Genomic DNA, 20,854 nt, shown 5'->3' on the forward strand with positions numbered 1-20,854 from the left:
AATCCGATTTGCCTCTGCCAATTAAAATCTTATCTCTCTAAGAATTCGCCTAATAGAGAGCCCCCTTCCTTTCGGGAATTCTTACTGTAAGGAGCTATAGCTTGAATCAACTTTCTAATCGGCATGGATTGCAACCATACTTTACCAGTTCCTTTTAGAGTGGCCAAAAATATGCCTTCTCCACCAAATAGCATCGATTTAATACCACCACTTGTTTGGATATCAAAATCTAAGGATGATTCATAGGCGACCACGCATCCCGTATCTACTCTTAAAGTCTCATTATTTAATTCCTTTTCAATTACAGTTCCACCGGCATGTACAAATGCTTTTCCATTTCCTTGTAGCTTTTGCATGATGAAGCCTTCACCTCCCAAGAGGCCTGAGCCTATCTTTCTGTTTAATGTAATGGAAACCTTGGTACCCATGGCCGCACATAAGAATCCATCTTTTTGAACGATAACCTCATTATTATAATGGTTTTTTAAATCGAGAGGTATAACGGTGCCAGGATAGGGTCCTGCAAAAGCAACATGCGCTTTACCTTGTCCTCGGTGAGTGAAGTGGGTCATAAACAAAGATTCTCCAGTAAAAATCCTACTTCCGGCCGACATTAATTTGCCTAAAAAGCCTTCATTGGGATTTGAGCCATCGCCCATTTTGGTATCAAATTGAATGGAGTCGTCCATATAAACCATCGCGCCTGCTTCAGCAATGACTGTTTCCTGTGGGTCTAATTCAATTTCAACCAATTGAACGCCATCGCCTAAAATCTTATAATCTACTTCATGTGATTGTGAATGCATAATTTGTAAATTTTTGATGGCTAAAATAAGAAATTATTCATAAACCAATTGCATCTCAACCCTTCTGTTTTTGGCTCTCCCTTCACTAGATTTATTTGTTGAGATGGGTTGACCTTCTCCTCTTGATACTAATTTTATCTTTCGCTTTGGCACTCCATTTTTCAAAAGAATAATTCCAATTTTCTTCGCTCTCTCAAAAGCCAATTCCATATTATATTCTTCTGTCCCCACATTGTCAGTATGCCCTACTAATTTCACTTTGACTCTTTTATTTTGCCGGATAATTTCCGTCATCTCTTTGATATACTGCTCGTCTTTTTGGTTAAGATTGTAATCATCAAAATCGAATTGAAAACTGTAATTGAGATCTTCTAATTCATGTGGCAAATAAGTGATTGTACCCGCTTCTGTTTTTACGGTTATTTTTTCTTCCTTCTCTTTTTCATTTTGCTTATCTTCATTTTCCACAGGGGAACTGGTAGAAAAATTATCCTCTTTTTCTATTTCTCGCTCTACCTCGTTTTCAGCATTGCTAGAATTAAATCTCAAATTACTTTTCCGCTTTGGTCTTTTGAGTCTCTTGATTGACAGCATGATTTCAAATGTTCCGCTATTACTGACATTGTTTTTCAGAACATTAAAATCAAAGCTTCCACCAAAGGCGAAATTTTGAGATTCATAGACTGCACCAAGCATGATGTTGTTAGAAGAAGAATACCGTAGCATGCTTCTTATTGATTCCGTCCCCATATTTCCGAGAACATACCGAAACGATGGACCCGTCACGAGTTCAGTTACGGGGCCGGCATGTCTCAAAAACACATCTTGTTTAATATGCCATTGGTAATTTTCCATTAAGGTGGCTGAAGCCGTTAAAATTGATACAAACGGCAGCTTATTCACATTACTTTCATAAAACGAATCTTCCGGTCTATTTAGATTATGTAAAGCATATCCTGCCGAAAATAGTGTTTTTCCGTAGCGGTCTACTTTTTGCCACGATAATCCAAAAGCGAAAGAAAAATAGTTTTTGTTAATTGTGCCTAGGCCCTCACCACTTGGCAGATCAGGATCGAAGCCGAAATATTCTATGTATTGGCTTCCCGTAGTTAATCCCTGGGTATTGAGAGATTTACTTTGAAAGCTTGAATTCAGTCCAATCGAAAATTCCGAGTATTTTTGAAGTGGAACGTTAATAGCATATGACGCACTAATTTGGTTTAGGCTATAGATTTGAGCACCATAGTTCCGGTCATTCAATAAAGAAACTGAAACTCCCGACCACCTTCTTTCTTCATTAAAAATAGGGTGATTTCCCTCTGCATAAGAAGTCATGAATTTTATGTCCTTCGATGCATACTGATTTCGAAAAATAAATAATCCTTTTTGATAATTGTCAGAAGAGGCAAGAGCAGGATTTACCCTGTTTGGGGTATAATCATACAAAGCATGCATAAAATTTTGGCCAAAGCAGCCTCCCCCTATAAGACCTAAACATAATGTGAATAGAACTTTCTTCATTCTGGATTATTTACTCAGTAAGACTTTGCCTTTTTCTTGACCATTCAACCTTATGGGTTCTCCGTCTTTAAATTGACCTCTGACTTGCCAAAAATAGACTCCAGCTTCTGCTTTGTTCCCTCCCTTTGTACCATCCCAACCAGTGGTTGACATTTTGCTCGCATTATTGCTTTTAAAAACCACATTTCCCTCTCGATCAAACACTACAAATTCAAATTCAGCAATATCTGCCAGTCCGAAAATCCTTAGCCGATCATTTCTAGAATCACCGTTTGGTGTAAACAATTCAGGGATAAAAGCTTCTTGAAGTACTTTGACTTCAATTGTATCTTGAGAAGTGCACCCAAACTGTGATGTCCCCCTAACAATATATTTTGTGGTGACTTCGGGTGAAGCGACTGGATTTGAAATATTATCCTGATTCAAGGAAATAGCAGGAAACCAGTCATAATTCATGGCTCCCGTTGCGTTCAATTGAACGCTGCCTCCTCTTTTTATTTGGAAACTTTTGTTGGTAATCTCCACCTGGCTGTTATCAAAACGAACTGAAAACCCTCCTTCAATCAGGCATCCATTAAAAAAAGCCTCATATCTTACTTGGTCTTCATTTTCAAAGAGAATACTAGTATTAAAATCATCAGATAAAAATCCCTTGGTTTGTGAGTACCACTTAATACTATCGGCATCCCCACTGAAATTCAATTCAATTTCATCAGCTTCGCAAAGGACAATATCTTCCAATTCAAAATTACCTTCTTCAATGATATTGATAGTATAAGCATGATAGCTATCGCAATCCGTGAATTCAACATTTCTGGCATAAATGATATCCTCAGATTTTACAGTAAAAAAAAGTGAATCTGATATACCCAAGAAACCTTCTTCTTCTGAATACCAATAGCGAGCTTTAGAAGAGTCCCCCAAAACTATTTCACTGTCCAGACAAGTTTTGATCGTGCTTTCCCCAATAGATTCACAAATTTCAAATTCACCATAAGCCATATATCGATCTCCTGACCCTGGAGGGCATAAACCTGCAATTACTCTACTGGTAAGAGAATTATCGATTGGCTGAATTCCATAGCTATATTGGCCAGCTGAAATCGAATCAAATTTCAATTCATTTCCATAAAAATTGTTCCCTCTAGCAGTTTGTAATCTTTGGGAACTATTAATGTCAAAATTAGGAGCTAGGAATTCAGTGTTATAAGAATTTTTCCCGATGAATAGGTCGTATGAAATGTTTTTTGCTGAAGTATGGTCATCTTGAGCATCATTCCAAACGATGATTACTCCCTCTGAAGTTTGAAAAGCAGTATGAAAGCTTGGAACTGAGGGAGGAAGATTTTCCTGAGGAGTTTGATTATCTATTAGATCCATAGAAACGCCCAAGCTATCCTTAGCTTCTTTCGAAATTGCAGAAATATCCAAGTCTCCATCTAAATCCTCATCATAAAAATTGAAAATCCTATTCTCTGAATCTGGAATAATCTCAGGTGCTATTTCATTTTCTATACCTTGATAAATTATTGCTGATTTGAGCGTATCACTTACGAAAACATCTGTTAAGCCATCTGAATTAAAATCAGCCAAAAAGCTAAATTTTGGACCAAAATCCTGAAAATCGATAGAGACGCTGTTTTCAAAATCTGCATTTTCGTTTATAAAAACAGCAAGATCAGCAGTGTTCTCATTTGCAACCGTAGATGCAAAAAAGTCCATCTTCCCATCATGATTATAATCCCCTAAACCTATGCTACTAAAAGACGCTTTTGGAAGTTTTGACTCTCTGGTTTCTATTGAATCCTTATGATTAAAAATTAATTTGGGAATAGTCGGCAAAATGGAATTATTAGAAGTAAGTAAAATATCCATTCTACCATTTTGATCTATATCCAAAAAGTTGAGCTGAGTATTCTGGGCCAAATTTGTTAACAGGTCTTGCTCAGTATCGATCCCCTCAGGACTATTCTTCAAAATTGATAAAGCTAATGAATCGTTACTTTCCTGAAGCAGAAGCAAATCCTTCAGTCCATCTTTGTCCCAATCCTGAATAAAGAATTTTTGGAGACCCTCAAATTTTTCTTGAAAGACCCTTTCAAAGCCACCAGCATCTTGATACAAAATAGTGAGGCTAAGATCATTTACACTGTCTCGAGTATATCCTAGAATATCCAATTGATTATTGTTGTCCATATCGTTAATTTGAACTGGATTGGAACTTAGAACCAGATTATTTAGAGTATCTACTCGTTGGATTGTCCAATCAAATGATAGCAAAATTGTACTATCTTCTCCTATTTCTGATTGTAGGACCAGCTCATGAATTGAATTGTTATTGATATCAAGCCAGTTAGAGTTTACAATTTTCTCGACAGGAATCTGTGCAGAATCTATTTTATTTAGTTGTTGTCCACATAACCAAATTGGATTTATAAAAATAAGCGCATAAATTAAGGTTGATAGCTTGTTCATTTCTCTATATTTTCTTTGTCAATTTTAAAAGATAGTTGTAAGCTTACTCTTGAGTCCACAGCTTTACCATTTCTCGTAGCTGGCTTCCATTTTGGCATCTTAGAAATCAAGCGAATGCATTCCTCATCGAAAGCCTTTCCTAAGGAATTCTGAATTTCAATATGTGTCGGTTCTCCTGCTTCAGAAATTCTAAAGATTACATTTACAGAGCCTTCAACGCCTTCGGTTTTATCCACTTCTTCGGGATATTGAAGATTGGTATTCAAGTATTTTGATAGTGAATCCATTCCCACAATTGGGACTGCTCTTTCATAGCCCAGTTGGAAATCCGGATTATCACTGCTTTCCTCTTCCCATGCCCTATCCTCTCTATTTGCCTTCAGCGTCTCCTTTTCAGATGAGATTTGAGGTACAGACTGTAAACTTGGATTTACAGTTTGCTTGGACTTAGGTATTTCGATTTTAAATGATTGATTTTTTAGTATCAATTTATCAGTATGCTGAAGTTCAATGGCGACTACTTCATCCATTTTAGATGAGGGTTTCTCCCAAAGGATCAGTGCCGTAGAAATTGCAGCTAGGATTGCGATCGAAACGCCTGCTTTCAACAGCTTCTTTCGAAATTCTTGTCTTCTGTGCAAATGTTCAGTTCGTTTGTCCAAAATAGATTTAAAGTCTTTGTATTGAACCACTTCCTCCTCAGACAGGCTGGATAAGCGTTCGGTATATTGATATCTATTTCTCATTTTACTTTCATTTTTATTCTAAGCTTATCCAGAATTCGATAACATTTAACCTTTGCATTGTTTTCTGTAATATTCAGCACAGATCCTACCTCTTTAAAGGATAGATCGTTAAAAAATCGTAATTCGATTACTTCCAGCTCTTTTGGTCTTAGCGTTTTGATAGCTCTTTTCAATTGTTCTAAATGTTGTTCTGAATCTTCAAGTGGGAACTCATCGAAGAAAATTTCCGACTGCAGTAATTCTATAGGAATAGTTCTTTGAAGGTTTTGCTTTCGAAAGAACTGGTTGGATTCATTTAAAGCAATTTTATACAACCATGAAGAAAAAGGATGACCACGGTCTTTGTAGGATTTGATCTTCATCAAGGCCTTAAAGAAAACTTCAGAGCAGATTTCCCCGCTTACAGCCTTATCAGCATGTCTTTTGAATAAGAACTTAAAAATCAATGCAAAATACTTGTCGTATAAAGGCTCAAACCATCTCGGATTTTCCTTCGCCCTTTCGATCCACTCTTCTTCAGAGGCTTCTTGCATTAACTTTTCGCTATATTTTATCAGTTCGTTCAACTTGGTTTATTTCATTTGTCTATACAATGCAGTCAAGAGGAAAAAGATACACCACTTCCCTAAGAAATTTGCAAATAATCTGAATTGCCCAAAAAGACGTTTTAGGCAATCTGTCTAAAATTGCTTAAATTAAGAGATACATACACTCAAAACATACTTTTCCATTCAAAACCTGCACTTTTTTAGCAAGCTACTTTAAACAAAATAGCCTTCATGATGTCTTAATGTAAGTTGAACTCATTCGTAATTAAAGATCGGGTGCTATCGAAAAACATCAATAAATTATGCTAAACTCTACTAATCAAATATATCTGACATTAATAGTTGTGGCATTGCTTACATCATGTGGTCCTTCAGGAGAATCGGATGAAACAGAAGAAAAAACCGAAATCCAGTATGACACTATTCAAGTTACTTCCACGGCTTATAACTCCGTTGAAGCACAAACAAAAAAAGGAAATCCTGCGATTGCCGCATGGGGAGATACTTTGAAACCTGGTATGAAAGCTATTGCTATTTCTAGAGATTTTCTAAAAGAGGGCCTATTGGATCATAATTCCATTATACAAATTGAAGGTTTGGAAGGTTCATTTAAAGTTTTGGATAAAATGAATAAGCGCTGGACTCGAAAAATTGATATTTACATGGGATTAGATGAACAGGCTGCTAGAAACTGGGGCAAACAGCAAGTTGAGATATATGTCCCTATTGAGCCTGAAAAAACAATAAAGGAGTAAGTAAAATAATATAGTCACCAGTACCATTAAAAAGGAAAGACAACTTCCGTTGCCTTTCCTTTTTAATACTAATAAAATTATTCTTCCTCATCCCGATTTTTCAAACCCTCAATGTCATCTCTATCCTTTAGTTTTTTATCTTCTACTTCTTTATTTAAGAACTGATTAATTCTGTCAATATCAAAGCTAGTCTGAATTTCACCAAAGGAATCTATTTTGACATCAAAGCCTTCGAGTTTCGGGTTAACACTAGGTTTTTTATCCTTCTTATTTGCTTCCTTATTTTTAGACATTATTCAGAAATTTGGTCCTTTAGCTTATCTAACGCTAAACGGATCCTTTCTGTTATTTCTTGCTTGCCTAAAATCTCAATAATCTCCATTAAATCAGGTCCACCTGCTTCGCCAGTAATGCTAACTCTAAGTGATTGCATGACTTTCCCCATGCCTATTCCTTCTTCCTCTAGAACAGAAGAAAAAGTAGCCTTGGCATTTCCTGCATCTAAATGATTTACTTTGTCCAACGCATCTGCATATAAACTTAGAGCTTTATCAACATCAGCATTCCACTTTTTACGGACCACTTTTTCATCATAGCTATCCGGCTTTTGGAAGAAATATTGACCTTGTGTCCAAAACTCAGTTGGGAAAGTCACCCTTTCTTTCAATGCATGAACAATTCGCTCTAATTTCTCTTGAGAAACCATAATCCCATTGGCCTCAGCATCTTTCTTAAGATATTCCGCTAGTTCTGAATTGGGCTTGTTTTTTAGGTATTGTTCATTGAACCATTTAGCTTTTTGGATATCAAACTTAGCTCCTGCTTTTCCAATTCTTTCGATTGTAAATGCTTCAATCAATTCTTTCAAATTAAAAATCTCTTGTTCATTACCTGGGTTCCAACCCAAGAATGCCAAGAAGTTTAATAATGCATCGGGAAGATAACCTTCTTCTTTAAAGCCTGCCAAAAATTCTCCAGATGCAGGATCTTTCCATTCCATTGGAAAAATGGGAAACCCATGCTTTTCAGCATCACGCTTACTTAATTTCCCGTTGCCATCAGGTTTCAATAATAAAGGTAAATGAGCAAATTCAGGCATGGTATCTTCCCAACCTAAAAATTGATATAGCAAAACATGCAAAGGCGCAGAAGGCAACCATTCCTCACCACGGATAACATGTGTAATTCCCATCAAATGGTCATCCACCACATTGGCTAGATGGTAAGTCGGCATCCCGTCCGATTTCATTAAGATTTTATCATCTATTTGGGTAGAATGAACCATTACCCAACCTCTTACTTTATCATTTAAACGTACTTCTTCTTTTCTAGGGACTTTTAGACGGATCACGTAAGGTTCACCTGCTCCCAATTTGGCTTCTACTTCCTCTTTTGATAAAGTCAGGGAATTTTTCATTTGCATTCGAGTGATGGCATTATATTGAGGAGTGTCCACTCGGGCCGCTTTTAATCGCTCACGCATTTCATCCAACTCTTCCGAAGTATCAAAAGCATAATAAGCCTTATCTTCATCTAATAATTGCTGGGCATACTGGGCATAAATCTCTTTCCGCTCGCTTTGTCGGTAAGGTCCAACTTCACCCTCATCATTCCATGGGCTTTCGTCAGGGGTTATCCCTAACCATTTCAATGTTTGATGAATATAATCTTCAGCTCCATCTACATATCGGTTTTGGTCGGTATCCTCAATTCTTAGGATGAATTGACCTCCCATTTTTTTAGCAAATAGGTAATTATATAAAGCCGTTCTAACTCCGCCTATATGCAGAGGGCCAGTAGGACTAGGGGCAAAACGTACGCGTACAGCTTGACTCATGAGATTATATTTTTATGCATTTTGGGGTGCAAAATTAAGGAATAATGTTTAAAAGTTGTACCCTAGCAAACAATACTTATAAGTAGTTTATATGTTTACCGATTTGCTCTTGCTTTTTCCCTAACCCATTCAATATAATCAGTTTTAGGAATATCGGTAATGCCCAACTGACGCATCATCATTACCAGTTGACCTCTATGGTAGCTTCCATGGTTAAAAACAGTTTGCGCTATTTCTCGAAATGGAATTGAAAATGATTCTCCTTTATGCTCAAAATCAAGCTTTTGTTCTAAATCTGTATTTTCTACGAATTCTTTAAAGCTTAGAGAAGTTGACTGCCAAGCCTTAAACATTTCATTTGCATTTCCTGAAAAGTTTATGATTTTGGATGTTTCCCAACCATATCCTTCTAGCCTAGAAAGCCAACCCATTTCAGCCATCCAGATATGAAAAATTGTTTTCATGATGCTCGGAAAACTGGATTCTATTTGTTGACTAAGCAAATCTTCCTCATGTTTTGAGAGACTCTCAATAAATCTGTTGTTTGCCCAAATATTGTAATCGGCATAGTCTATGTATCTGTCGTTTTGCATTTGGATTTGGTTTTCATTTTAAATCGTGCCCGTGTAAAAATCCGTGCGTCATATTTAAATTAAGGCGATGAAGTTAGCAAATTTTATTTTACTACCAATGGCTTGCTGTTTGAACCAGAAGTAGGTTGAAGGTAGCATTTGCTCTAATTGCCAAAAATTACGGAGATTAAGTACTAAACTTGCTTGAAACTGCTGAAGCGCATTGTTTTACATTGTGATAGCTAGATTATATAGTTTTCAGCCGTATCTCTTAGAGTTGAAATACTTTACCTTATTCTCTCTTCCATGATTAATTGCTTGATATATTAAAAAAGGAATAGTCAATGCTCCCACAAGTCCTGCTATTGTATAAATGTATAATATTTTGAAAAAGAAAGGCCACAAATAAGCAAACAATCCAATTGTCCCAGCCAGGAAAATCAGAACGTCCAAAAGTGATAAAATTTTGTTTTCTACTGCTCTGATTTCATTTACCTTATATGTTTTGTTAGTCCCGCAGTTTGAACATTTTAATTCAATATTATCACTTCTTTTTCTGGCTAGCTCAAATCTGTCCGAAACATTTGCATGAAATAATAGGTACGCTTTACAATTATCACATCTGGCCTGTAATTTCACTATTGGTTGCTGTAATTCGCTAACAATTGGCTATCAGCGTTGCGGATACATATTATTAGGAAATATAAAAAATTCAATCCTAAATCCTTAGAAAACCAAGGATTTTTCGACTAGCCTTTAATTTTGGATTAATTAACCTAAAGCGCTTGTTTACTCCTCAATTTCAACAAACTCATAAGCCCCAATATCTGGAGTAGCACCTCTACTTTCACCTTGGATATCGGTAGTAATATTAGTCGGTAAAGCGCCATCAATGGCAGGTGAATTCTCTTGCAAACGGAAATCCGCGTCATTTACTTCCACAAATTCGGGCACTTGGTTGCGGATTGAATTATTCTCACTTAAAACTGATATACTACTTCTGAATAAATTATGCGAAAAAGAAAAATTCAAGTTCCCTTCTTGCTGTTCGAAAAATTGGATTTCGTCTGTTATTCGGCCGTAAATAATGTTGTTTAACAATTGAACTTCCAATGGGGCTAAAATTTCATTATCATCATTATCAAAAGCCAAATCAGAAAAGAAAGCGGCCGGATCTTCGCGGGCTACATTAAAGTAATTAGCAATGGTACAATGAGTGTAATAGGCACTCCCTCCGCCAGTATGGGAAACCGTTCCTGAAGCAGTATTGTAAAAAACAGAATTAATCGCTTCAAAATCACTGTTTAAGGAAATGACTGATGATAAGGCCATATTACCTACAAAGCAATTCTCCATGATTAAATCTGGCTCGTTATCCGGATTGAATATGTTTAGGTTTACACCAAAAAGAGCATTTTTAATTGTAGTGTGTTTGAAATAATTATCTTTACTATCCTCCAAAAACACAATGCCACCCCATTGGCCTGCAGCAGTGGCAAAAGGCTCGTCCAACCTATCGTTAGTGAATACAATGGGTTCTTCTATACTTCCCTCGGCTTGTAAACTTCCATTTACAACAATAAAGGTTTGTGTAGCACTATAAATTCTAGTTCCCGGTTCAATACTCAACATACATGAAGAATCAACTTGGATGGTGCCTGATAATACATAAGGCTTTTCCGCATTCCATCGAGCACTACAATCCAAAATTGTGTCGGATAAATAATGTGCATTCTGACCCCAGGCTTCAAAAACTACAGATTGAGAATTTTCTTGATTAACTACTTCTAAATAATCTCTTATCACAAAGGGGTTGTTTTCATCTCCTTGATCAATATTGGCGGAAATCAACAGTAGAAGACTATCTTCCGCCAATAACAGCTGATCGGAAAATGAAGATTGCGTTCTTCCGTTCAAGGTAAGTTGAAAAGCAGTGTTCTGATTTCTCAGCCCAATGGAAGAAATCGTGACCGCCTCTTTAGAGGGGTTTTTGATTTTAAGCCTTTTTGTAATGCTCAGTCTTTCGGCAAACAGAGTGTCAAACTGTAAAGTGTCTGTAGAAAATGTGAGATCTACGGGATCTGTTGTTGGCTCAGGTTCATATGAACACGAGGCCAATCCAGTAAACAAAACTCCAAAAAAAATCAATATAAAGGCCTTATTAAGCCGTTTCATCCATTTTGCTGGCATTTTCGGCAATCTGTAAATTTTCAACAAGGTCTTCGATTTCACCATTCATGATATTGGGTAAATTATGAACTGTATAATTTATTCTATGATCGGTCACCCGTCCTTGTGGGTAGTTGTAAGTTCTGATTTTGTCAGATCTGTCACCGCTTCTTACAATGCTTCTTCTTTGAGCACCAACTTCTTCATTTTGCTTTGCAAGCTCAATTTCGTACAAACGAGAACGCAATACTTTTAGTGCTTTTTCGAAGTTTTTAATTTGAGATTTTTGGTCTTGACATGTGACCACCAATCCAGTCGGTTCGTGTGTCAATCGCACGGCAGAATAAGTCGTATTTACAGATTGTCCACCCGGTCCGGAAGAACAATAAGTATCTTTTCTTACATCATTCATGTCAATTTCAACTTCCACATCATCAATTTCAGGCAATACTGCTACGGTGGCCGCAGAAGTATGAACTCTACCTTGAGTTTCGGTTTGGGGCACTCTTTGAACCCGATGCACACCTGACTCATATTTTAAGGTTCCATAAGCATTTTTGCCTGTAACCGTACTGATAATTTCCTTATAACCACCGGCAGTCCCAAAGGTCAAATCCAAAACGGTCAAATTCAATCCATTTTTATCGCAAAATCGTTGGTACATTTTATATAAATCGCCTGCAAAAATGGCCGCTTCGTCTCCACCCGTTCCAGCTCTAATTTCCAAAACAGCATTTTTTGAATCATTAGGGTCTTTAGGAATCAGTATTTTTTTCAGTTCATCTTCGAGCTTTTCCTTCTCAGGTTTTAGTTCCTCTAATTCCATTTTGGCCATTTCCCTAAACTCCGGCTCCTTTTCGGTCTCCAAAATGTTCTTAGCTTGTTTGATGTCGTCCAGCACTTTGGTATACTGATCATACACCTCCACTACTTTTTCCAAATCAGCATACTCTTTGCTGAGCTCGGTAAACTTTTTCATGTCCGCCATAGCATCAGGTTGCACCATTAATTGGCCCACTTCCTGAAAGCGTTCCTTCATTCTTTCTAATCTGTCTAACATCAATTATTCTATTTATTAATACAAAACTACTAAATATTAATCAATAGATTAAAGCACAAAATACTTGATATTATATGTTTGTATATTGCTCGACCTTTAATTCAAAGATTTTTCCCGGGGGTTAAGCGATAAATACTTCTTTTTTCACTTAAAAATGACTACTTTTTCACTTTAAAATAAAATAGCTGGGGTTACGTGTAGCTTAAGATTAAGATAAATATAAAATACTCTATTAGAAAATTCATTTACGAATGCACCACTTAAAAATCGTTTTCATATTTTTCGTTTTCCTTTTTGTTGCAAAGGATAGCATTGGTCAAGAAAAAAACTATCGGTTCCACAAGGTATTTTTCTACAGTTTTACAAAATATATTGATTGGCCTGAGGAAAAAAAGAAAGGGGATTTTGTGATCGCAGTAATAGGAGACTCAGAGATTATCCCCTTATTGGAAGAAATGGCAGAAATCAAGAAAGTGGGAGAGAGAAATATAAAGATAGTTAAGCTTGATAAAGTCAATAAAGGGGAGTTTTATCATATCGTATTTGTGCCATCGGAAAAAGCTCAAAATTTTGCCAGTATAAAAACCAACCTCAATGGACAGCCCTGTTTGTTGGTTACTGAATCAGAAGGGATGGCACGCAACGGATCTATGATTAATTTTAAAGATGTAGATGGAAAATTGAGATTTGAAGTGAATACCACGACATTGGAAAAGTCAGGATTAAAAATGTCTCAAGAACTGACCCGTTTTGGGGAAGAAATAAATTAAATATTACATATATAAGCGCGTACGGAATTATTGGATTAAATTTATATTTCAATTAATTTCATTAAGTTTAAAAAAGAATAATTTTTTAAAAGCCAAAAGATGAAAAACTTTCGATTTACGATTGGTAATAAAATACTCGGTGGGTTTATCACCCTTATATTAATTTTTATAGTATATGCCGGAATCACAATTTTCACAGTTACTCAGAATAGTAATTTAACCCAAACCAATTCTAATGTTATAAAGCCTTCACTATCGAGCATTAAGGATTTTAACCTTCTGATTGTAAAATCAAAAATGTTTGTGACCAACTGGGTATATCTTCAGGGCAACGAGACAAATAAAGATAGTTTACGGTCAATTCATTCTGAACAATATCCGGCTCTGAAAGAAGAAATAACAGCCTTGAAGGAAAAATGGGATAATGAGGAGCAGAGGCTGGAGATGGATACTATTTTTACTGAATTTGAACAGTTAATGGATGTTCAAAAAGGAATAATGGAAAGTTTAATGACTTTTGAAGATTATGAAGACCCGATTGTTAAATTCATGGCTTCTGAATCAATAGACGGGGAAGTGATTCCTCAAACTGACTCTGTTATATCTCACTTGAATATCATATTAGATGAAAAGCAGAAGGAGTCAGAACAATACGAAGCAGAAGTTTTGGACTCTTCCCAAAGCCTGAAAAACACTTCGATTATTTTGGGAGTAGTATTCGTGATTCTAGGATTAATTGGCGCATTCTGGTTGGCTTCATCCATAACACGGCCTGTTAATTACATTAAAGACATTATTGTTAAATTAGGCCAAGGAATACTGCCTGAAGACAATGAAAGGAAGTTTGGTAATGATGAAATTGGTGAAATGGCCGTAGCAGTTGGTCAATTAGTTGATGGCCTTAAAGAAACCTCATATTTCGCTGAAAATATTGGTAACGGAAAATACGATTCAGACTATCAGCCATTGAGTGAGGAAGATGTCCTAGGAAATGCCCTTATTAACATGCGAGGCAACCTCAGAAAAGTGGCTGAAGAAGATAAAAAGAGAAACTGGACAACTGAAGGTTTAGCCATGTTTGGAGATATCCTAAGGAAGAATAATGACAATATTTCTCTTCTATCCGATGACATTATTTCGAACTTGGTAAAGTATACTAAATCCAATCAAGGTGGTATTTTTGTTATCAATAGAGAGGATGATGACGACCCATTTCTGGAACTAACTGCTTGTTATGCTTGGGACAAAAAGAAGTATTTAGAACAAAAAATTTATGAAGGCGAAGGCTTAACTGGTCAAGCTTGGCTAGAGGCTGAGACCATTTATATGACGGAAGTTCCTCAAGACTATGTAATGATTACTTCTGGTCTAGGGGAAGCGAATCCGAACAGTATCTTAATAGTTCCTCTGAAAGTAAATGAAGAGATTTACGGAATTATTGAATTGGCTTCATTCAACGAGTTTGCAGAGCACGAAAGAGAATTTGTTGAAAAAATTGCTGAGAATATTGCCTCAACTATTTCATCTGTAAAAATCAATGAGAGAACTTCTAAATTACTTGAAGAATCAAGAGAAATGACCGAACAGATGCGCTCCCAAGAGGAGGAAATGCGGCAAAACATGGAAGAACTCCAAGCCACACAAGAGGAAATGGAGAGAGGTCAACGTGAGCGAGAAGATAAAGAGAAGATCATTAATTATACCAATATGATGGTAGAATTGGATAAGTCTTTTTACATAAACAGCATAAATAATATTACTTCTGATAAACTGGGGTATTCTTCTTCTGACTTAAGTGGAACAGAAATCACCAAAATCATTGAGTCTAAAGATGCTTATAAAACAATGAAAAGTGCTTTAGAAGCAAATAAAACATGGTCTGGAATAATTCAATTAAAGCATAAAGATGGATCAATTGTTAATTCGCAATTCTCTTGCGGACCATTAAGCGGTCAAGAATCTGGTGGAAGTAGTTATTTAATGATTGGCTCCATAATTTCGAATGATGAATTGATTTAGCATGAAACTAATTTTCCGATTTTCATATGTCTTTTTTGCAATTTTAGTGTGGTCATGCGGTTTCTCTACTGAAAAAAGAAGGCCTCAAGAAATTCAAGAGAGCCAAGAAGAACGAGCAGTAAAAAAAGTGTCGGAGGCAGACATCATTAACAAAACCAAATACTTAGGCGACTCTATTAGCCAAAAAGTCGGTGGAGTTTTTATGGCCAAGATATCTGAAGAATATGCTGATGGCGGTTTCAAGGCTGCTGCCAAGTTTTGTAGCATGAACGCCTACCCTTTGACTGACAGCTTAGCTAAGGAGTATAAAGTATTTCTCAAAAGAGTTAGTAACAAATATAGAAATCCTAATAATGCTCCTTCAGAAATGGAAAAAGGGATTTTAGAAGCTTACGAATATTCTATCGAACAGGGAGATAAACTAGGCTCAAACGTGCAATTTATTAGACCAGGAGACACAATATTATATAACAATCCTATTCGAATACCTTCTGAATTTTGTTTAAACTGCCATGGTTCTCAAGATCAGATTTCAGAAGAGGTACAGGCTATTCTAAAGGATGAATATCCTAATGATAAAGCTACAGGATACGAGCTGGGAGATTTAAGAGGAATGTGGAGTCTGAAGTTTTTAAAAAAGGAAATTGTACAATCTTTATAGGGGTAAATATAGATCGAATTAAGTTGCTTTTTAGATTGTTCACCAGTCCAGTCCTGTAAGACCACTATTTTTTTAATGATATTCTCAAAACTCTTCCAAAAATTTTAGGGGGGCATAGGAAAAAAATACTCCTTAAGGAAAAAAGTGAATTGAACCCAGACCTAATTCAGCAATTTTACGAAGACTATCACAAGCGACTAATAAGTTTCGCAAAAGCAATATTGCATTCACAAATGGATGCTGAAGAAGCAGTCCATAATGTATTTCGCAAACTTTGGGATTCTGAAAAGCTAACAGCAATTAAAAATCCTTATTCCTATCTTATTCAATGCGCAAAACATGAAGCCTATGCGATGATGGCGAAAGAAAAGAATGTGCAAGAAGTCAATTATCACTTTTACAAAAATCAAACTGAAGATATTCCTCATTTTCAGTCACGAGAAGACTTTTTTCCATTAATTCCAAAAGCTATTGATTCATTGCCACCCAAATGCCAAAAAATCATGCGACTAAAGCTTGATGACGGATTAACACATGCTGAAATTTCAGAATACTTGCAGCTCAGTGAGAAGACTGTGGAAAATCAGGTAACCATAGCGTTTAAGAAAATTAGAAAATATTTAGATAAAAATTAGGGGCAAAGCCATTTGAGGTACTCTAGTAATAAGAATCGATAAAATGAATCATACATATAAACAAATATGGAACTACTTAGAGGGTAAACTATCAACAAAGGAGGAGGATGAGTTGATGGATTGGATAGGTGAATCTGAAAGAAACACTGTGTTTTTTGATCAAACGGTTCAAGATTTTAATCAGTTCAACCAGCTTTCTCCTGCCCAAAAACCCAATTTAAAATGGTATTGGGCAGCCGCTAGTTTGCTAGTAATCATATCTGTCTCCATAATTTTGTTTAAATCAGTTCCAACCAAGGATGCACTACGAGATATAAGCTTGGTTGATGGAAGTGAGCTCGTTTTAGCTAAAAATACTCAATTTGAATTTGACTCCTTAAGCTTTAGCAAAACGAAATGGATTAAAATTAATGGAACTGCACAAATCAGAACTCCACAAGAGACTCACCTTTTAGTAGAAACGCAAAGTGGATACTTGATAATGGAGGGTAAATCCAGCCTTCAAATCCAGACTTTAAAAAATAACGACATAAAAGTACTTGTGTCCAGAGGAAAAATCAGGTGGTTAAACCCCAGCTCTTCGGGAGAAGAAATCAGCATGATGAGTGGAGAAAAAGTAGTGTTTAAAAACGATGGAAAAACAATTTTACTTAATTCTTCTGAAAAGCGACAAAATTCGCTGTTAATATTTGATAACTATATGAACCTATAACAATACAAAGATGAAAACAATTAAACTCATTGCCCTATTTACAATTATTGCGACTGCTTCGGCATATACACAATCCAAATGTGAAGAAGAATTAATAAAATATACTGCTAATTTAGATCCTGATTCCTTAACAGCCGAAGTCAATCTTATCCATTTTATTAAAGCCTACGAAGATTTACCATATTATAAGGAAATCCGCTTTACTTCCTCTCCAAAAAATCCTCAATATTTCCTATTCAAGAAAACTAATCCAGATGCTAAATTAGGATACAAAGTCTTTGATTGGGATAATACTGAAATCGAAACTGAAACTGCAGCTAATATTGGGCCGGGAGAGTTTCTGACCACTTTAACAAAACATCAAAGTGGTGATTACAAGCTGGTGATTTACTCAAAAAGTCCGGATGGTAGTTGTGTGAACGTGTCTCTACTCAAAAGAAATAAAGCCGGGAATATCAATATTCCATCTACCAGTTTAGACAAAAACACTAATTTAAAAGAGCTAGCATTACTAAAGGAATACAACGAAAAAGTCAAAAGAGATGATCTCCCTTATATGTCAGAATACTCTTACGTTCTGACCAGAAATACTGATTATTACTTCTTATGGGAAAGAAATACAAATTTAAATCTTATAGTAGCTAACTCAAATCGTGAACAGCAAATGCTATCTGATTTTAGTGGAGAAAAGGGCTTGTACAAATATCATTGTGATAACACTGGGATCTACTATTTCACTATTTATGCAAAAGAACCTGTACCTCAAAACGCTACCCTTAAATTCTTCTTTGATGAAGAGAGCAGAAAATCAAATCAAAAATAATCTTTAATTTTATCTTGTAATTTAATCTTTTCAAGATGCTGAGTACTTAGTGGCTTTTCTACATAATCAATAACCATATTGTATTTTCGAGCTTTTAATCTGTCGGCTGTGTTTATTGAAGAGGTCAAGATAATTACGGAGACGTTTTTATCCATACCTTTTTCTTCGATTTCATCCATCACCTCCCAACCATCTAAAATGGGCATATTAATATCCAATAAAATACAATAATGTTTGGCCACATTGAAATATGTATTGAAATAATCCACCGCATCTTTCCCATTGTAAAAACTTTTTGGGGCGGGGTGAAAATCATTATCTTTTACATATACCTCATGTAAAAAAACAGTCATTTCATCATCATCCACTATTAATACTTCAAAATTCTGATTTGGTACTGACATAATAAATTATTCGGACTCCGTCTGGTTCAATTGCTTATTAAAAAATACTAAAACCTAAAATAATTAGATATGACATCAGAAAAAAACCTTCCTCCCCCTAATCCATGGATATCCTGTGGATCTACATCTCCACCGAATACATAAGTTTCCAATGTGACTTCGGTACTTCCCATAGCATTCATACTTTCAAAGGCATCCACTGAATTGAAGTAGGGGACTAATGCGTCATCTCTGCTATGAAATAACTTAATTGGGGCTTCCGCTTTCCAGTTATGTATATCATTATCAGCTAATGCAGCACTAAACTCACTACTGGGATCATTAATTTCAGAGATAAAATCATCGGTAAACAATTCCTGCGGATTAGTACTTGAAATTGCGAAATAACCCTTGTCAATCACTTCTGTTGCAAAAGGCTCCTTTAAATAATATGCCATGCCTCGCTGCAAATATACCCGATCATATGTATCCAAAACCCATAAGTAAAGGCGGATTGAAAATCCAAGATCTCCTTCATTATTAAAAATATAATCACCAACTGCAGTTTTATGGTATGCACCAGCTCCCATGGCACTTTTTATAATTTCAAACTCTCCAGGGTGTTCCTCTTCAATATACTTGTGCAAGGCCATAGTAGAATTCCCTCCTTGAGAGTAGCCTAATAAATACAGTTCCTCCACTTCACTATCTCCTTCTGTTCTCATTTTAACCTCCAAAAATTCGGCATATTCTCTAGCGGCTACTAACATGTCGTAGCTGCTGGTTGCTGTTGTCTGAGCGTGTTCATAGGGATGAAACATGTCACCTGTACTTCCATAACCAATATAATCGGGAGCGGAAATTAAATAACCATTTGAAGCGAAAAGTGCGGCAGACAGATAAATTTCGTCATTATTATCTGGTAAATATGAAGGTGCTCTTGCTTCCTGGTCTATTTCAGGATCGGGGTCTTTCGCTAATGTGCTGTGTTGGAAGCTAGTCAATTTAGATGACCCACTAACAACCGGAATTAAAACCAAGCCTGAGGCTTCCACCTCTGTGCCGTCATAATTTGCGGTCATATAGGTAATTTTATGTGCAGTAATATCGAAGTTAATAAATCCACTCGCTAAATTATTTCCACCGAAACGGGAAATTATTTCATCTGCAGATATAGAATCTAGAAACTCATAACTAACAACATTTTGAAAATCAAAATCATCTTCTAATCCATCTTCAATTTCATTTTTATCACACGAAATGATAAAAACAGTTGATAACAGGACGAATAATAATCGGAGAAACTTATTAAATTGCATAAATAGATAGTATTTGAAGCATGATGATCATCATGCTAATTTTTTGCTAAGCAATATATTAAATTAAAACCAACATAACCTTATGCACCTTCAAGAAATCCCCAAAAAAGAAGATATCCTGAGCGCTGAAAAAAGAATTCACGATTACGTACACCGTACGCCAGTATTTACTTCTTCAACTCTGAATGAAATATTAGGGGTTAGTGTATATTTCAAATGTGAGAATTTACAGAAAGTAGGTGCTTTTAAAATGAGAGGGGCATCTAATGCAATTCTTTCCTTAAGTAAATCACAATTAAAAAAGGGGGTGGCTACTCATTCCTCTGGAAATCATGCGCAAGCTGTAGCACTTGCTGCAAAACTTTCAAAAATTCCAGCCTATATTGTAATGCCTCAAAATGCACCCGAAGTCAAAGTGGAGGCAGTTAGACGATATGGTGCTGAAGTTATATATTGTGAGTCAAACTTAAAAGCCAGAGAAGAAACGCTTAATGAAGTGGTAGAGAAAACAGGAGCAACCTTTATTCATCCCTACGATGATTATGATGTGATAGCTGGTCAAGCCACCTGTGCGAAGGAAATGATAGAAGATACAGATCATTTAAAAGCAATTTTTGCTCCAATTGGCGGAGGGGGATTAATGGCTGGCACCTTGTTGTCATCTCAATATTTTGGAAATAAAATTCCTGTGATAGGTGCAGAGCCAAAGGGAGCAGATGACGCTTATAGGTCTTGGAAAGCGGGAGAAATAATTCCAATGGACAATCCGGATACTATTGCAGATGGTTTAAGAACTTCCGTTGGTCAAAGGAATTTTCCCATTATTCAAAAATATATAAAAGATATTGTTACAGTAAGTGATCAAGAAATCATTGAAGCAATGCGTTTAATTTTCAATTATCTGAAATTAGTGGTGGAGCCTTCCGGTGCTGTTCCATTTGCCTCCATGATCAAAATAAAAGAGCAGTTTAAAGGCAAAAAAGTTGGGGTTATTCTATGTGGCGGAAATGTTGATCTAAAAAAATTACCTTTCTAAATTTTTT

Annotated in this window: 20 protein-coding genes; 8 read left to right on the top strand and 12 right to left on the bottom strand. The window is 36.1% G+C overall.

The window, feature by feature from the left end; translation table 11 throughout:
• Positions 1–29: 29 nt before the first annotated feature.
• Genes Q3Y49_RS04875 through Q3Y49_RS04895 form a run of 5 tightly spaced genes read right to left on the bottom strand, consistent with a single transcriptional unit; the run spans position 30 to position 6,114 of the window.
• Positions 30–806, bottom strand: coding sequence for a TIGR00266 family protein (locus Q3Y49_RS04875; protein WP_303271124.1), 777 nt, complete (start codon positions 804–806; stop codon positions 30–32).
• 33 nt (positions 807–839) lie between these two features.
• Positions 840–2,327 carry a PorP/SprF family type IX secretion system membrane protein gene (locus Q3Y49_RS04880; RefSeq protein ID WP_303271125.1) on the bottom strand — a complete coding sequence of 496 codons (1,488 nt, stop codon included), beginning with the start codon at positions 2,325–2,327 and terminating at the stop codon, positions 840–842.
• A gap of 6 nt (positions 2,328–2,333) precedes the next feature.
• Positions 2,334–4,802, bottom strand: a complete 2,469-nt coding sequence (locus Q3Y49_RS04885; protein WP_303271126.1) for a T9SS type B sorting domain-containing protein — start codon at positions 4,800–4,802, stop codon at positions 2,334–2,336.
• A complete protein-coding gene (locus Q3Y49_RS04890) occupies positions 4,799–5,548 on the bottom strand; it encodes an energy transducer TonB (protein WP_303271127.1) in 750 nt (249 codons plus the stop codon). Before Q3Y49_RS04890 ends, Q3Y49_RS04885 begins: the two co-directional genes overlap by 4 nt.
• Positions 5,545–6,114: an RNA polymerase sigma factor gene (locus Q3Y49_RS04895; RefSeq protein ID WP_303271129.1), complete on the bottom strand. Its 570-nt coding sequence runs from the start codon at positions 6,112–6,114 to the stop codon at positions 5,545–5,547. Before Q3Y49_RS04895 ends, Q3Y49_RS04890 begins: the two co-directional genes overlap by 4 nt.
• 284 nt (positions 6,115–6,398) lie before the next feature.
• On the opposite strand from Q3Y49_RS04895, the gene Q3Y49_RS04900 reads away from it, so the two are divergent.
• On the top strand, positions 6,399–6,851 hold the full coding sequence (locus Q3Y49_RS04900) for a 3D domain-containing protein (RefSeq protein WP_303271130.1): 453 nt from the start codon (positions 6,399–6,401) through the stop codon (positions 6,849–6,851).
• A 77-nt stretch (positions 6,852–6,928) separates the two neighbouring features.
• On the opposite strand, the gene Q3Y49_RS04905 is transcribed toward Q3Y49_RS04900, so the two are convergent.
• The 5 genes from Q3Y49_RS04905 to prfA form a co-directional block, all read right to left on the bottom strand.
• Entirely contained in the window at positions 6,929–7,144 is a 216-nt protein-coding gene (locus Q3Y49_RS04905; protein WP_303271131.1) for a hypothetical protein, read from the bottom strand.
• A complete protein-coding gene (gene gltX, locus Q3Y49_RS04910; RefSeq protein ID WP_303271132.1) occupies positions 7,144–8,688 on the bottom strand; it encodes a glutamate--tRNA ligase in 1,545 nt (514 codons plus the stop codon). The genes Q3Y49_RS04905 and gltX overlap by 1 nt, the downstream gene beginning before the upstream one ends.
• Before the next feature lie 95 nt (positions 8,689–8,783).
• A complete protein-coding gene (locus tag Q3Y49_RS04915) occupies positions 8,784–9,281 on the bottom strand; it encodes a DinB family protein (protein WP_303271133.1) in 498 nt (165 codons plus the stop codon).
• Between the two features lie 768 nt (positions 9,282–10,049).
• Positions 10,050–11,435 (bottom strand): beta-helix domain-containing protein, encoded by a 1,386-nt coding sequence (locus Q3Y49_RS04920; protein WP_303271134.1) that lies wholly within the window; start codon positions 11,433–11,435, stop codon positions 10,050–10,052.
• Positions 11,422–12,489 (bottom strand): peptide chain release factor 1, encoded by a 1,068-nt coding sequence (prfA, locus tag Q3Y49_RS04925; RefSeq protein ID WP_303271135.1) that lies wholly within the window; start codon positions 12,487–12,489, stop codon positions 11,422–11,424. Before prfA ends, Q3Y49_RS04920 begins: the two co-directional genes overlap by 14 nt.
• 251 nt (positions 12,490–12,740) lie before the next feature.
• On the opposite strand from prfA, the gene Q3Y49_RS04930 reads away from it, so the two are divergent.
• The 6 genes from Q3Y49_RS04930 (at position 12,741) to Q3Y49_RS04955 (ending at position 18,109) form a co-directional block, all read left to right on the top strand.
• Positions 12,741–13,259, top strand: coding sequence for a YfiR family protein (locus Q3Y49_RS04930; RefSeq protein WP_303271136.1), 519 nt, complete (start codon positions 12,741–12,743; stop codon positions 13,257–13,259).
• Between the two features lie 99 nt (positions 13,260–13,358).
• On the top strand, positions 13,359–15,278 hold the full coding sequence (locus Q3Y49_RS04935) for a GAF domain-containing protein (RefSeq protein ID WP_303271137.1): 1,920 nt from the start codon (positions 13,359–13,361) through the stop codon (positions 15,276–15,278).
• 1 nt (position 15,279) lies between these two features.
• Positions 15,280–15,939: a Tll0287-like domain-containing protein gene (locus tag Q3Y49_RS04940; RefSeq protein ID WP_303271139.1), complete on the top strand. Its 660-nt coding sequence runs from the start codon at positions 15,280–15,282 to the stop codon at positions 15,937–15,939.
• Positions 15,940–16,088: 149 nt separating this feature from the next.
• Positions 16,089–16,574 carry a sigma-70 family RNA polymerase sigma factor gene (locus Q3Y49_RS04945; protein ID WP_303271140.1) on the top strand — a complete coding sequence of 162 codons (486 nt, stop codon included), beginning with the start codon at positions 16,089–16,091 and terminating at the stop codon, positions 16,572–16,574.
• A 43-nt stretch (positions 16,575–16,617) separates the two neighbouring features.
• Positions 16,618–17,286 (top strand): FecR domain-containing protein, encoded by a 669-nt coding sequence (locus Q3Y49_RS04950; RefSeq protein WP_303271141.1) that lies wholly within the window; start codon positions 16,618–16,620, stop codon positions 17,284–17,286.
• A 10-nt stretch (positions 17,287–17,296) separates the two neighbouring features.
• Entirely contained in the window at positions 17,297–18,109 is an 813-nt protein-coding gene (locus Q3Y49_RS04955; RefSeq protein ID WP_303271142.1) for a hypothetical protein, read from the top strand.
• Here Q3Y49_RS04955 and Q3Y49_RS04960 read toward each other — a convergent pair.
• Positions 18,100–18,513 (bottom strand): response regulator, encoded by a 414-nt coding sequence (locus Q3Y49_RS04960; protein WP_303271143.1) that lies wholly within the window; start codon positions 18,511–18,513, stop codon positions 18,100–18,102. The two genes, Q3Y49_RS04955 and Q3Y49_RS04960, sit on opposite strands and share 10 nt — an antisense overlap.
• A gap of 47 nt (positions 18,514–18,560) precedes the next feature.
• On the bottom strand, positions 18,561–19,811 hold the full coding sequence (locus Q3Y49_RS04965; RefSeq protein WP_303271144.1) for a phospholipase: 1,251 nt from the start codon (positions 19,809–19,811) through the stop codon (positions 18,561–18,563).
• A gap of 82 nt (positions 19,812–19,893) precedes the next feature.
• On the opposite strand from Q3Y49_RS04965, the gene Q3Y49_RS04970 reads away from it, so the two are divergent.
• On the top strand, positions 19,894–20,847 hold the full coding sequence (locus Q3Y49_RS04970; RefSeq protein ID WP_303271146.1) for a threonine ammonia-lyase: 954 nt from the start codon (positions 19,894–19,896) through the stop codon (positions 20,845–20,847).
• The last annotated feature ends 7 nt before the right edge of the window (positions 20,848–20,854 follow it).

The organism is Marivirga harenae, assembly GCF_030534335.1.
Classification (GTDB): Bacteria; Bacteroidota; Bacteroidia; order Cytophagales; family Cyclobacteriaceae; genus Marivirga; species Marivirga harenae.

Excerpts from the sequence above, each read along its gene's own strand:
- gltX (WP_303271132.1), bottom strand. The coding sequence starts at position 8,688 with ATGAGTCAAGCTGTACGCGTACGTTTTGCCCCTAGTCCTACTGGCCCT.
- Q3Y49_RS04905 (WP_303271131.1), bottom strand. The coding sequence starts at position 7,144 with ATGTCTAAAAATAAGGAAGCAAATAAGAAGGATAAAAAACCTAGTGTT.
- Q3Y49_RS04890 (WP_303271127.1), bottom strand. The coding sequence starts at position 5,548 with ATGAGAAATAGATATCAATATACCGAACGCTTATCCAGCCTGTCTGAG.
- Q3Y49_RS04930 (WP_303271136.1), top strand. The coding sequence starts at position 12,741 with ATGCACCACTTAAAAATCGTTTTCATATTTTTCGTTTTCCTTTTTGTT.
- Q3Y49_RS04960 (WP_303271143.1), bottom strand. The coding sequence starts at position 18,513 with ATGTCAGTACCAAATCAGAATTTTGAAGTATTAATAGTGGATGATGAT.
- Q3Y49_RS04955 (WP_303271142.1), top strand. The coding sequence starts at position 17,297 with ATGAAAACAATTAAACTCATTGCCCTATTTACAATTATTGCGACTGCT.
- Q3Y49_RS04920 (WP_303271134.1), bottom strand. The coding sequence starts at position 11,435 with ATGAAACGGCTTAATAAGGCCTTTATATTGATTTTTTTTGGAGTTTTG.
- Q3Y49_RS04880 (WP_303271125.1), bottom strand. The coding sequence starts at position 2,327 with ATGAAGAAAGTTCTATTCACATTATGTTTAGGTCTTATAGGGGGAGGC.
- Q3Y49_RS04935 (WP_303271137.1), top strand. The coding sequence starts at position 13,359 with ATGAAAAACTTTCGATTTACGATTGGTAATAAAATACTCGGTGGGTTT.
- Q3Y49_RS04950 (WP_303271141.1), top strand. The coding sequence starts at position 16,618 with ATGAATCATACATATAAACAAATATGGAACTACTTAGAGGGTAAACTA.
- Q3Y49_RS04885 (WP_303271126.1), bottom strand. The coding sequence starts at position 4,802 with ATGAACAAGCTATCAACCTTAATTTATGCGCTTATTTTTATAAATCCA.
- prfA (WP_303271135.1), bottom strand. The coding sequence starts at position 12,489 with ATGTTAGACAGATTAGAAAGAATGAAGGAACGCTTTCAGGAAGTGGGC.
- Q3Y49_RS04875 (WP_303271124.1), bottom strand. The coding sequence starts at position 806 with ATGCATTCACAATCACATGAAGTAGATTATAAGATTTTAGGCGATGGC.
- Q3Y49_RS04900 (WP_303271130.1), top strand. The coding sequence starts at position 6,399 with ATGCTAAACTCTACTAATCAAATATATCTGACATTAATAGTTGTGGCA.
- Q3Y49_RS04970 (WP_303271146.1), top strand. The coding sequence starts at position 19,894 with ATGCACCTTCAAGAAATCCCCAAAAAAGAAGATATCCTGAGCGCTGAA.
- Q3Y49_RS04940 (WP_303271139.1), top strand. The coding sequence starts at position 15,280 with ATGAAACTAATTTTCCGATTTTCATATGTCTTTTTTGCAATTTTAGTG.
- Q3Y49_RS04915 (WP_303271133.1), bottom strand. The coding sequence starts at position 9,281 with ATGCAAAACGACAGATACATAGACTATGCCGATTACAATATTTGGGCA.
- Q3Y49_RS04965 (WP_303271144.1), bottom strand. The coding sequence starts at position 19,811 with ATGCAATTTAATAAGTTTCTCCGATTATTATTCGTCCTGTTATCAACT.